The organism is Rhodobacteraceae bacterium S2214, assembly GCA_025141675.1.
Lineage (GTDB): Bacteria > Pseudomonadota > Alphaproteobacteria > Rhodobacterales > Rhodobacteraceae > Yoonia.
In genome coordinates, this window is record CP081161.1 from 1,657,879 (window position 1) to 1,669,954 (window position 12,076).

The window sequence follows — 12,076 nt, forward strand, 5'->3', positions numbered from 1 at the left end:
AGCGGGCGCTGCACCAGTAAAAGACGTTATTTTTAGTGGTAAGACGCGTTTTTTCGCGCTAAGGTCACAGAATATAGATCCGCAAAAGCGGGCAAAGAGGCAGTAAGAGCGGTGATCCATGACGGAAATGGTCTATGGCACGGTCCCGGTACGTACCGGTGACCCTATTCTTCCACGTTGGTGGCGTACGATTGATCGATGGACGATGTCCTGCATTCTGATCCTGTTCGGGATTGGTCTCATGCTGGGTCTTGCGTCTTCGCCGCCATTGGCTGCGAAAAACGGGCTGGAGCCGTTTCATTACGTGACGCGTCAGGCTGTTTTCGGCGGTGTTGCGATGATGGTGATGGTCAGCGTGTCGATGATGCCGCCGCAGCTTGTGCGTCGTTGGGCCGTTATTGGATTTGCCTGCGCGTTTGTGGCGCTGGCTTTGCTGCCTGTACTGGGCACAGATTTTGGCAAAGGCGCTGTACGTTGGTATTCGCTGGGGTTTGCGTCGGTTCAACCGTCCGAATTTTTGAAGCCGGGGTTTGTTGTTGTCGCCGCGTGGATGTTGGCCGCTGGACAGGCTGTTGGTGGCCCGCCGGGTAAGTCGTATTCCTTTGCGCTGACCGTTGTCATTTGTACGTTCTTGGCGTTGCAGCCGGATTTCGGCCAAGCCTGTCTGGTCTTGTTTTCATGGGGTGTGATGTATTTCGTGGGCGGTGCCCCGATGATGCTGTTGCTGGTTTTGGCCGGTGTTGTCGTGCTTGTGGGCACGTTTGCTTACGCCAATTCAGAACACTTTGCCCGTCGGATCGACGGGTTTTTGTCGCCTGATGTCGACCCGACAACACAGCTTGGCTACGCGACGAATGCCATCCGCGAAGGTGGTTTTTTCGGCGTGGGTGTTGGTGAAGGTCAAGTGAAATGGTCACTGCCGGACGCGCATACCGACTTTATTATCGCCGTTGCCGCCGAGGAATATGGCCTTGTCTGCGTCATCGCGATCATTGCGCTTTATGCCACGATTGTGGTTCGGTCGCTGACCCGTCTGATGAAAGAACGTGATCCGTTTATTCGTTTGGCTGGCACGGGCCTTGCTTGTGCGTTTGGCGTGCAAGCGATGATCAACATGGGCGTGGCCGTCCGGTTGTTGCCAGCCAAGGGCATGACGTTGCCGTTTGTATCATATGGTGGGTCATCGCTGATCGCTGGCGGGATTGCAGTGGGCATGTTGCTAGCGTTTACGCGGTCGCGTCCGCAGGGCGAACTGGCGGATGTGCTTGGACGGAGGCTTGGATAATGCCTGCACCTTTATTGATTATCGCGGCGGGTGGCACGGGCGGACATATGTTTCCTGCCCAAGCGTTGGCTGAGGCGATGCTGGCAAAGGGTTGGCGGGTGCGCCTGTCGACTGACGCACGCGGTGCTCGTTATACGGGCGGATTTCCGGACGCGGTTGAAGTATCGGTCGTAGGGTCTGCGACCTTTGCCCGTGGTGGGATCGCCGCGAAACTGGCAGTGCCGTTTCGTATATTAGGCGGTGCGTTTTCAGCGATTGGTCGGATGATCAAGGATCGCCCTGTCGTGGTTGTGGGCTTTGGCGGGTATCCTGCGATCCCCGCGATGACCGCTGCGTGGGTGCTGCGCATTCCGCGGATGATCCATGAACAAAACGGTGTTCTGGGTCGTGTGAACCAGTTGTTTGCGAAACGTGTTGATCAGATTGCTTGCGGGACGTGGCCGACTGAATTGCCTGACGGTGTTGAGGGTATTCATACGGGCAACCCTGTGCGGTCCGCGATTTTGGATCGTGCGGGTGCACCTTATATTCCCCCCGGTGATTACCCGATGTCGATTGTGGTGATGGGCGGATCGCAAGGTGCGCGTATCCTGTCGGACGTTGTGCCGCCTGCGATTGCGAACTTACCGATGGAAATGCGCCGCAATATCCGCGTGTCCCAGCAGGCCCGCGAAGAAGACCTGGAACGGGTGACGGATTTCTATGCGGCCGAAGGTATCAAAGCCGATGTGCAGACGTTTTTTACGGATGTGCCGGAACGGTTAGCTGATGCGCAGTTGGTGATTGCACGCTCTGGTGCCTCTACAGTGGCGGACGTCAGCATCGTTGGCCGCCCTGCGATCTGGGTGCCGTTGGCTGTCGCGATCCGCAATGAACAAGAAGCGAATGCGCGCGAGCTCGTTAATGCGGGCGCCGCTGTGATGATGAAAGAGGACGTGTTCGAAGTCGACGCACTGTCCGCAGAGATTGCCAAGATCTTGGGCGACACGGACGCGGCATTGCAGATGTCGCGCGCCGCATTGGCCTGCGCTGTACCTGACGCGACAAACCGCCTTGAAACTTTGGTTGAAACGCTGGCAAACGGCCCGCAAGCTTAACGAATAGAAAGACCCGTGCGATGATGAAATCCGCCACAAAACTGCCTCTTGATATTGGTCCGATCCACTTTGTGGGGATTGGTGGCATTGGGATGTCGGGCATCGCCGAAGTGTTGATTGAACACGGGTACACCGTGCAGGGGTCTGACCTGAAGGCTACGAAGATCACGGATCGTCTGGCTAAATTGGGGGCCACGATTTTTGTGGGTCAGAAGGCCGAGAACCTTGAAGGCGCAGAGGTCATTGTGATTTCAAGCGCGATTAAGCCGGGGAACCCTGAGCTGGATACCGCCCGTGCGAAGGGTCTGCCTGTTGTGCGCCGTGCGGAAATGCTGGCTGAACTGATGCGGCTGAAATCGAACATTGCCGTGGCGGGGACGCACGGGAAGACGACGACGACGACGATGGTCGCGGCTTTGCTGGATGAGGGCGGGATTGATCCGACTGTCATCAACGGCGGCATTATCCACGCCTACGATTCCAACGCGCGGATGGGCCAAGGCGAATGGATGGTGGTTGAGGCGGATGAAAGCGACGGGACGTTCAACCGTCTGCCCGCGACGATTGCGATCGTGACCAACATCGATCCGGAACACATGGAACATTGGGGTACGATTGAGAACCTGCGCCAGGGTTTCATCGATTTCACGTCCAACATTCCGTTTTACGGGCTGGCTGTGTGCTGCACGGATCACCCTGAGGTGCAATCGCTCGTGGGCAAAATCCGCGACCGCCGTGTGACGACATTTGGGTTTAACGCGCAGGCCGACGTGCGGGCGATGAACCTGACATTTAAGGCGGGTGTCGCGCATTTTGATATTGCGTTGCAGGCCGAGGATATTGTGATCGAAGGCTGCGAATTGCCGATGCCGGGAGACCATAACGTGTCGAACGCGTTGTCCGCTGTCGCGGTGGCGCGGCATTTGGGCATGACGGCGGACGCGATCAAGGCGGCGCTGAAGGGCTTTGGCGGGGTGAATCGCCGCTTTACTAAAGTGGGCGAAGTGGACGGTGTGACGATCATCGACGACTACGGCCACCATCCGGTTGAGATTGCAGCTGTGCTGAAAGCGGCCCGCCAAGCGACCGAAGGCCGCGTGATCGCTGTGCACCAACCGCACCGCTACACGCGTCTGCACCACCACTTTGCGGAGTTCTGCGCCTGCTTCAATGACGCCGATGTGGTTGGGATCGCTGACATTTTTGCGGCTGGCGAAGAACCGATTGAAGGGGCGGGCCGCGACGATCTGGTCCACGGTCTGATCGCCCACGGCCACCGCCACGCGCGGGCTGTGGAAAGCGAAGATGATCTGATGCGGCTGGTGAAGGAACAAGCGCGTCCAGGGGATATGGTTGTGTGTCTGGGTGCCGGTACGATTTCTGCTTGGGCGAACGGGCTGCCTGCGCGGTTGAAGGGGTGATTTGGTGGAGATTGCGGAGGTTGTCGATCGAGAGAGTTTAGAAGCCTATTTGAATGGGCTTCCGGATGAATCGAATATGACGACTGCGCAATTTGTAGCGTTTCGTTCGGGCGCGCGCGTTGCGCCTATAGCGTTTCGTTTCTTTGCTGAGAATGGATTTGCCGACGATCATGCTGCGAGGGTTTTACCAATTTGGGCAAGCATAGCGGTGCAAAATGTTGTTTTGAGTGCGCCGGCTCGCAGTCTTAGCGGCGTCGCTATTTCACATGCCGCGAAAGCGATCGATTACCATGCCGACTATGCTGGCGCACATTCGACTGACATGGTTGCAGATGCGACCTTGGCAGTCAGCAACGGCAGCTTTTCTTCTGCTGCGGTAGTTGAAGCCGCCGATTATTTCAAAGGTACGGTTATCAATTCCGTGACCCACGGGGTGTATTATGCAGCCAATGCATTTGCCCAAATGACGCCCAAGGCAAGGGTCGATTTTTGGTCGTTTGTGCGTGATGACCTGCAGCATGGGCGGGCTGCGCAGGATAAACCCTTATGGTTAGACGCGGGTATGCCGGTTGCGCTTGAGGCTGAATGGCACGCGGCGTGTTCCGCATGCGATGCCGACAAATCTGGGGCAGATTGGACGTTCTGGACCACGTGGTACGACCGGATTTTAACCGGCAAAGACATACACGCAGATCGCCTTGCACCTATTTTCAACGAAATCACGGAAGAGCATTGGGTCGTTGATCCCGCGCGTGTAAATGCTCGATTTGAAGAGGTCTTGGCAATTTATCAGGCGGAATATGTCGTCCTTGATGGCGCCGGAACTGCGAGCAATCCACAGATCACAGACCTTCAGATTTATGTGGACACGGAGTACCGCACTTTGAATGGGCGCGTACATCGCGATCCTGCCGAGATTGAAATACTTGAGTTGCTCGAAGATATGAAAGTGTTCGTTGATTACATGCTTGGGCGGATTGAAACGTCCACTGATGCTGAACAAGCATCAACATTGGCGCATGAGATTTGGTCGGTCGTCGTGAAAAAGGCTAAAAAGCTTGCAATTGTAGAACCCGATCATCGGATGAGCTCTGCTATTTTGGGCATGGCGGAATCCGCTGGGGTTCTGGCCGACGCTGGCGTCGATGCTGATCCTAGACGGACAACCCGCACTGAACTAGCTGGCCCTGCGATTCAAAAGCAGGCAACGGGGTGGCGGCGGTTTTTTCCATTCATGAAGCAGGCGAGTGACCGATCATGACCCTTTCTGCCATCATCGCCTGTCTTTGGGTCATTGCTTCGGCTGTTGTCGCCTTTTTGCCGATGAAAAATCAGTATTTTCCGGGTATCATGTTACTTATCGCTGCCCCATTGATCATTGTCTGGCTGGGGTATGATTATGGCTGGTGGCTTGCTCTGATTGGTTTGTTCGGGTTTGTTTCGATGTTTCGAAACCCGCTTATTTACATCTATCGTCGCCTGCGCGGCGAAAATCCGGAGGTTCCGAAATGACGTTATCTGTTGTCTGTGCCTTGCTCTGGTTGGTTGTTGCGAATGTGTTGGGGATGATGCCGTCCAAGGATAATCATTGGCGTCGCGCCTATCTGTTGATTGCCCTTGGTGTCCCGCTTTTGGGGTGGGTCACGATTGAAAATGGCCCGTGGTTGGCGCTTGTGTTTTTGGCTGCTGGCATGTCTGTATTGCGGTGGCCCGTGCTGTATCTGGGTCGCTGGGTCCGGACCCAGTTTGCGAAAGATTAAGTTTTCATGGCCAACGTCCTTGTTCTTCTTTTGATGTCAGCTGCAGGGCTGATCCCGTTTTTTGCGGCCGCTGCGTGGATGAAGGCGGGCAAGGTCGGTTACACGATGACGTTGTTTGCCATTCTCGCGGCCTGTCTTGCGATTTCGGTGCAGGCTTCCACAAGATTGATGGGCGTTGATCCGATCAAAGCCATTGGTGCTGCGTTGTTGGTGTTTTTGCCCGCCACGATTGGCTGTGCGGTTGGCGCTCTGCTTGGATGGATGATAGAGCGGCGGCGCGTGAAGAAGTTTCAAGGAAAATAACCATGTTTGATCTGCCTGAGGTGCGCGGGACCCTGACCATGGATCGTGCGTTGGATAGTCTGACGTGGATGCGTGTCGGCGGGCCTGCTGACGTGCTGTTCCAGCCTGCGGATGTGGATGATCTGGCGGGTTTTCTTGCTGCATTGGACCCGCGCGTGCCTGTGTTTACGATGGGCGTCGGGTCGAACCTGATTGTCCGCGATGGTGGTATTCGTGGCGTCGTGATCCGCATGGGGCGCGGGTTTAACGGGATCGAGATTGGTGATCAGGTTGTTGCGGGTGCCGCTGCATTGGATGCGCATGTGGCGCGCAAAGCTGCCGCTGAGGGCCTTGATCTGACGTTCCTGCGCACGATCCCGGGGACGATTGGCGGTGCTGTGCGGATGAACGCTGGGTGTTACGGCACTTATATGGCTGACGTGCTGGACCATGTGGATGTGATTTATCGCGATGGATCGCGTGGCGTTTTGCAGGCGGCCGAACTGGATTTGCAGTACCGGCAAAGCACGCTGCCCGAGGGCGCCGTGATTGTCAGCGCGACGATGACCCCGCCGAAGGGGGATGTGGCGACGTTGGAACAGCGGATGACGGATCAGCTGGCAAAACGGGATGAGACCCAACCGACAAAGGATCGCACCGCCGGGTCCACATTCCGCAATCCGGCCGGGTTTTCATCCACGGGGCAGGCGGATGACAGCCACGAATTGAAGGCGTGGAAGGTGATTGACGACGCAGGAATGCGGGGCGCAACCGTTGGCGGGGCCGTGATGAACACGATGCATTCCAACTTTTTGACCAATGCAGGCGGTGCCACGGCGGGTGACCTTGAAGAATTGGGCGAAGAGGTGCGGAAAAGGGTTTACGCAGACTCTGGCATCACGTTACAATGGGAAATCAAACGGGTCGGCGAAAAGGCATCGTCAGGCGCGTAGATAATCAGGTCCGAAAACGGACCAACTATAAACGATGGGGCGCAAAGTCCCACGAAAGAGGCGGTGGGTATGTCGAGCAGGGCAAACCCGAAAGTTGTTGTTTTGATGGGCGGACCATCGGCGGAGCGTGACGTGTCGCTCTCAACCGGTCGTGAATGTGCAGCAGCTTTGCGGGTATCAGGATGTGACGTGATCGAAGTGGACGCGGGCGAAAACCCGAGTGCAGCTTTGGCTGTTCAGCTGCAAGATATTGCACCCGACGCTGTCTTTAACGCATTGCATGGCCGTTGGGGCGAAGATGGCTGTATTCAGGGGATGCTGGAATGGCTCCGCATTCCTTACACGCATTCTGGTGTTTTTGCGTCCGCGTTGACGATGGACAAGCAGCGCACCAAAGAAGTCTACGCCGCCAACGATCTGCCTTTTATGAAGTCCGTGATCGCGAGCCGCGAAGACGTTGAAGCTGCCCACGTGATGGAACCACCTTATGTGGTGAAGCCGTTCAACGAAGGGTCGTCGGTCGGTATTTATATTGTCGGCGAAAACCCGAATGGTCCCCCGCAGCTTGCCCGCGATATGCCGGATCAGGTGATGGTGGAAACATATGCGCCGGGTCGCGAATTGACGACTGCCGTGATGGGTGATCGCGCCTTGACCGTGACAGACATTATTACGGACGGTTGGTACGACTATCACGCCAAATATGCAGACGGCGGGTCGCGACATGTGATCCCCGCAGAGATCCCGCAAGAGATTTTCGATGCCTGTATGGACTACGCTCTGCGTGCCCATCAGGTGCTTGGCTGTCGTGGATTGTCCCGCACGGATTTTCGGTGGGACGAAAGCCGCGGTTTGGACGGGTTGATCCTGCTCGAAACCAACACGCAGCCCGGTATGACCCCGACGTCGCTGGCCCCTGAGCAAGCTGACAAGATGGGGATTTCTTTCCCTGATCTGTGCCGCTGGTTGGTGGAGGATGCGTCATGCGATCGTTGATCTTCAAGCACCCGCTCGAACGTAAAGCAGCAGCGCAGCCGAAGTTGCGCGCGCCACGTGATCCGGCCCCGTCGAAATGGCACTACCGCTATCAGCGCTGGATGTTGACGCCAGGTGTGCGGACGGCGGTGCGTGTGGGGACACCTTTGGCGTTGATCGCGATTGTCGCGACGTTGTGGGTGTCGAGCGACAATAACCGCGCGATGGTTGCCGGAAAATATGCTCAGGTGAAAGCAAGCCTGCAGCAACGTCCCGAATTTGTTATGACCGATTTCAACGTGATCGGGGCTGATCCGCAGACGACCGCTGATATCGAAGGTATCTTGCCTGTCGAATTTCCGGTGTCGTCGTTTGATCTGGATATGGAAGAGCTGCGCGAAACGGTTGAGCAGCTTTATGCGATTAAGTCCGCCCGTGTGCGTGTCGGTGAAAACGGTTTGTTGGATGTTGATGTCACGCCGCGCGTACCTGTCGCCGTTTGGCGGGATCGCAATACGCTGCGTCTGATTGATGCCGATGGAATTATCGCGGGCATTATCGAAGAACGCGCTGAACGCCGTGATCTGCCATTGATCGCGGGCGATGGTGCATTTGAAAATATCGACGAGGCGCTGACGTTATTCCAGACCGCTGGACCGATCCGCGAACGTGTGCGCGGTCTTGTGCGGATGGGCGAACGGCGCTGGGATCTGGTGCTGGATCGGGGGCAACGCCTGCTGTTGCCTGATGAAAACCCAATCACGGCGCTTGATCGCATGATTGTATTGAACGAAGCGCAAGACATGCTCGACCGGGACGTCGCGGTTGTCGATATGCGCAATCCAAAAAGAGCTGTCCTAAGAATGACAGCCGAGGCAGCAAATGCTTACCGCAGAGTAAGCGATACGGGGAACTAAGGGCAGATGCGGGATTTATACGAAAGCCAACGGGCCATGCGGAATATGCGCAAGGCGGCGATGCAACGGGGTGTGGTTGCCATTTTGGACGTGGGGACGTCCAAGATTGCATGCCTTGTGTTGCGCTTTGACGAAGCCAAGCCGCTTGAAGCGGATGGTATCGGATCAATGGCGGGGCAGTCGTCCTTCCGTGTGATTGGCGCTGCGACGACACGGTCGCGCGGTGTGCGTTTTGGTGAAGTCGATGCGATGCAGGAAACCGAACGTGCGATCCGCACGGCGGTGAATGCGGCCCAGAAGATGGCGCAGGTCCGTGTGGATCACGTGATCGCCTGTCTATCCGGTGCGCGTCCGCGGTCATATGGCCTTGATGGTGCGCTTGATCTTGAGGGCGGCATGGTCACAGAGCAGGACATCGCTCAAGTGATGGCGTCTTGCGATGTGCCTGATTACGGCGATGACCGCGAAGTGTTGCACGCCCAACCTGTGAATTTTGCGTTGGATCATCGGTCTGGCATGGCTGATCCGCGTGGTCTTGTCGGGAATACGCTGACGACTGATATGCATATGCTGACCGTGGATGCGGTGGCTGTGCAGAACATTTTCTTCTGTATCAAGCGCTGCGATTTAGAATTGGCTGGTCTTGCGTCATCTGCTTACGTGTCTGGCATGTCGTCGCTGGTTGAGGACGAACAAGAACTGGGTGCGGCCTGTATCGACATGGGCGGCGGGGCCACTGGCATTTCCGTCTTCATGCGCAAGCACATGATTTATACGGATGCTGTCCGCATGGGCGGCGATCATATCACGTCTGATATTTCGATGGGCCTTCAGGTGCCATTGGCGACGGCCGAGCGGATCAAGACATTCTACGGCGGCGTGATGGCCACGGGGATGGATGACCGCGAAATGATCGAGATCGGCGGGAATACCGGCGATTGGGAGCATGACCGTCGCACTGTGAGCCGCGCTGAATTGATCGGGATCATGCGCCCGCGCGTCGAAGAAATTCTGGAAGAAGTACGTGTCCGTTTGGATGCCGCAGGGTTTGAACACTTGCCGTCACAGAAGATCGTGCTGACCGGCGGGGCGAGCCAAATTCCGGGGCTTGATGGTCTCGCATCGAAGATTTTGGGGAGCCAAGTGCGTCTTGGTCGGCCATTGCGCGTGCAAGGTCTTCCGCAGGCGGCGACGGGTCCGGCATTTGCGGCTGCAGTGGGCATGACGTTGTTCGCGGCGAACCCACAAGACGAATGGTGGGACTTTGAAATTCCAGCGGATCGCTATCCGTCCCGGTCGTTCCGGCGCGCGGTGAAGTGGTTCAAAGACAACTGGTAGGGGTGACATGCCGCTGAGCGACGGATTCTCCGAATCCGTTGCTTCGTAATGTATGCATTGCCTAGGTGTGAGCGCTACATATGGCGCTACACCGAGTCTGATAGGGTCTAGATGTGGTGTTCCGCTTGTGCGGGCACTGTTGTCGTGCGTCTACATGTTGGGGTGTGGTGCGCTGACTTTTCAATATCTGGGATTTTCGGCGCGATCTCGCCGAAACCAAAGTAGATTTACCTATATTTTGTGGCTATTTCACGTTTTTTAGGTGACGTCATGGCGCTCTGGGTTTAGGATCGGCGTAATTATGCGACGACTGCCCGGTGGGACGGGCCCAAAAAAACAGGCGGACAGGAACCATGACATTGAATCTTTCGATTCCCGGACAGGACGAACTTAAACCACGTATCACTGTATTTGGTGTGGGTGGGGCAGGCGGCAACGCCGTGAACAACATGATCGAGCAAGAGCTTGATGGTGTTGAATTTGTCGTGGCCAACACTGACGCGCAGGCGTTGCAGCAATCCCGCTCTGAAGCGAAAATTCAGATGGGCATCAAAGTAACCGAGGGTCTGGGTGCTGGTGCACGCGCGACTGTTGGTGCTGCTGCCGCTGAAGAAAGCATCGAACAGATCGTTGATCACCTTGCTGGCGCGCATATGTGCTTCATCACTGCCGGTATGGGCGGTGGTACAGGTACTGGCGCTGCTCCGATCATCGCACAGGCTGCCCGCGAAATGGGTGTTCTGACTGTTGGTGTTGTGACGAAGCCGTTCCAGTTCGAAGGCGGCAAGCGGATGAAGCAAGCGGATGAAGGCATCGAAGCCCTTCAGAAGGTTGTCGACACGCTGATCATTATTCCAAACCAAAACCTGTTCCGTCTGGCCAATGAAAACACCACATTTACCGAGGCTTTCGCGCTGGCAGACGACGTTCTGTACCAAGGTGTGAAAGGCGTGACAGACCTAATGGTCCGTCCGGGCCTGATCAACCTCGACTTTGCTGATGTTCGCGCCGTCATGGACGAAATGGGCAAAGCGATGATGGGTACAGGCGAAGCAGAGGGTGAAAACCGCGCTGTTGAAGCCGCTGAAAAGGCGATCGCGAACCCGCTGCTCGACGAGATTTCACTCGAAGGCGCAAAAGGCGTTCTGATCAACATCACCGGTTCCTACGACCTGACATTGTTCGAACTGGACGAAGCTGCGAACAAGATCCGCGAAAAGGTCGATCCAGAAGCAAACATCATTGTTGGTTCCACACTGGACACAGCGATGGAAGGCAAAATGCGTGTGTCCGTCGTGGCCACAGGCATTGACGCGATTGCACGTCACATGGAAACACCTGTGCCGCGCCGGTCTATGTCCCAGCCATTGACACAAGCACCTGCTGTTGAAGAAGCGGCACGTGCGCCAGCACCTGTTGCTGCACCAGCGCCAGTTGCTGCTGCACCAGTCGCGGCCGTTGCAGCAGAACCTGCGCCACAGCCAGAGCAGCGCACAATGTTCGAACAGCCAGCAGCTGAAGCAGCCCCAACATTCGCGCCACGTCGCGAAGCAGTGGCTGACGATCTGCCACCGCCTGCGTACCAGCCTGCACCAGAGCCGACATTGGAAGCACCTGAAGAATTCGTAGCACCACGTGCTGCAGCGGGTACACCAACACCGGAAGCAATGGCGCGTCTGCAAGCCGCAGTTGGCCGTGCCCCAACAGGTCAAGTTGAACGCCCTGCAGCAGCGGGTCCTGTGCCAACAGCCGCTTCCGCAGATGCTGGTGAAGAGAAGCGTGGCTTCGGTATCAATTCACTGATCAACCGCATGACAGGTGCCGCTGCTGAGCCGCAGCAATCTGCCCGTCGCGCGCCAGAAGTGACTGCAATTCACGACGAAGCAGACGTTGATCCAGACCAAGAACGCATCGAGATTCCAGCGTTCCTGCGTCGTCAGGCGAACTAAGAATACGACATATTCTGTGATGTGGGCGTCCTGACGCCCCGTCACGATCACGAACGAAGGCCACCCTCTGGTGGTCTTTTTCGTTTGAAATCAGTGTAT

12 protein-coding genes are annotated in these 12,076 nt (G+C 56.5%); all 12 read left to right on the plus strand.

Going from position 1 to position 12,076, the window contains the following annotated elements; translation table 11 throughout:
- Positions 1-118: 118 nt before the first annotated feature.
- The 12 genes from ftsW (at position 119) to ftsZ (ending at position 11,977) form a co-directional block, all read left to right on the plus strand.
- A complete protein-coding gene (gene ftsW / locus K3729_08330; protein UWR00756.1) occupies positions 119-1,285 on the plus strand; it encodes a putative lipid II flippase FtsW in 1,167 nt (388 codons plus the stop codon).
- Positions 1,285-2,382 carry a UDP-N-acetylglucosamine--N-acetylmuramyl-(pentapeptide) pyrophosphoryl-undecaprenol N-acetylglucosamine transferase gene (locus tag K3729_08335; protein ID UWR00757.1) on the plus strand — a complete coding sequence of 366 codons (1,098 nt, stop codon included), beginning with the start codon at positions 1,285-1,287 and terminating at the stop codon, positions 2,380-2,382. The genes ftsW and K3729_08335 overlap by 1 nt, the downstream gene beginning before the upstream one ends.
- A gap of 23 nt (positions 2,383-2,405) precedes the next feature.
- Positions 2,406-3,803, plus strand: coding sequence for a UDP-N-acetylmuramate--L-alanine ligase (murC, locus tag K3729_08340; GenBank protein UWR00991.1), 1,398 nt, complete (start codon positions 2,406-2,408; stop codon positions 3,801-3,803).
- A 223-nt stretch (positions 3,804-4,026) separates the two neighbouring features.
- Positions 4,027-5,064, plus strand: a complete 1,038-nt coding sequence (locus K3729_08345; protein UWR00758.1) for a hypothetical protein — start codon at positions 4,027-4,029, stop codon at positions 5,062-5,064.
- Positions 5,061-5,315: a DUF2484 family protein gene (locus tag K3729_08350; protein UWR00759.1), complete on the plus strand. Its 255-nt coding sequence runs from the start codon at positions 5,061-5,063 to the stop codon at positions 5,313-5,315. Before K3729_08345 ends, K3729_08350 begins: the two co-directional genes overlap by 4 nt.
- Positions 5,312-5,563 carry a DUF2484 family protein gene (locus K3729_08355; GenBank protein UWR00760.1) on the plus strand — a complete coding sequence of 84 codons (252 nt, stop codon included), beginning with the start codon at positions 5,312-5,314 and terminating at the stop codon, positions 5,561-5,563. Before K3729_08350 ends, K3729_08355 begins: the two co-directional genes overlap by 4 nt.
- A gap of 6 nt (positions 5,564-5,569) precedes the next feature.
- Complete coding sequence (locus K3729_08360) at positions 5,570-5,866, plus strand: UDP-N-acetylmuramate--alanine ligase (protein ID UWR00761.1); 297 nt, start codon at positions 5,570-5,572, stop codon at positions 5,864-5,866.
- 2 nt (positions 5,867-5,868) lie between these two features.
- A complete protein-coding gene (gene murB / locus K3729_08365; protein ID UWR00762.1) occupies positions 5,869-6,798 on the plus strand; it encodes a UDP-N-acetylmuramate dehydrogenase in 930 nt (309 codons plus the stop codon).
- Between the two features lie 69 nt (positions 6,799-6,867).
- Positions 6,868-7,794, plus strand: coding sequence for a D-alanine--D-alanine ligase (locus K3729_08370; GenBank protein UWR00763.1), 927 nt, complete (start codon positions 6,868-6,870; stop codon positions 7,792-7,794).
- On the plus strand, positions 7,782-8,690 hold the full coding sequence (locus K3729_08375; protein ID UWR00764.1) for a cell division protein FtsQ: 909 nt from the start codon (positions 7,782-7,784) through the stop codon (positions 8,688-8,690). Before K3729_08370 ends, K3729_08375 begins: the two co-directional genes overlap by 13 nt.
- Before the next feature lie 6 nt (positions 8,691-8,696).
- Entirely contained in the window at positions 8,697-10,028 is a 1,332-nt protein-coding gene (gene ftsA / locus K3729_08380; GenBank protein UWR00765.1) for a cell division protein FtsA, read from the plus strand.
- 353 nt (positions 10,029-10,381) lie between these two features.
- Complete coding sequence (gene ftsZ, locus K3729_08385) at positions 10,382-11,977, plus strand: cell division protein FtsZ (protein UWR00766.1); 1,596 nt, start codon at positions 10,382-10,384, stop codon at positions 11,975-11,977.
- Positions 11,978-12,076 lie beyond the last annotated feature (99 nt).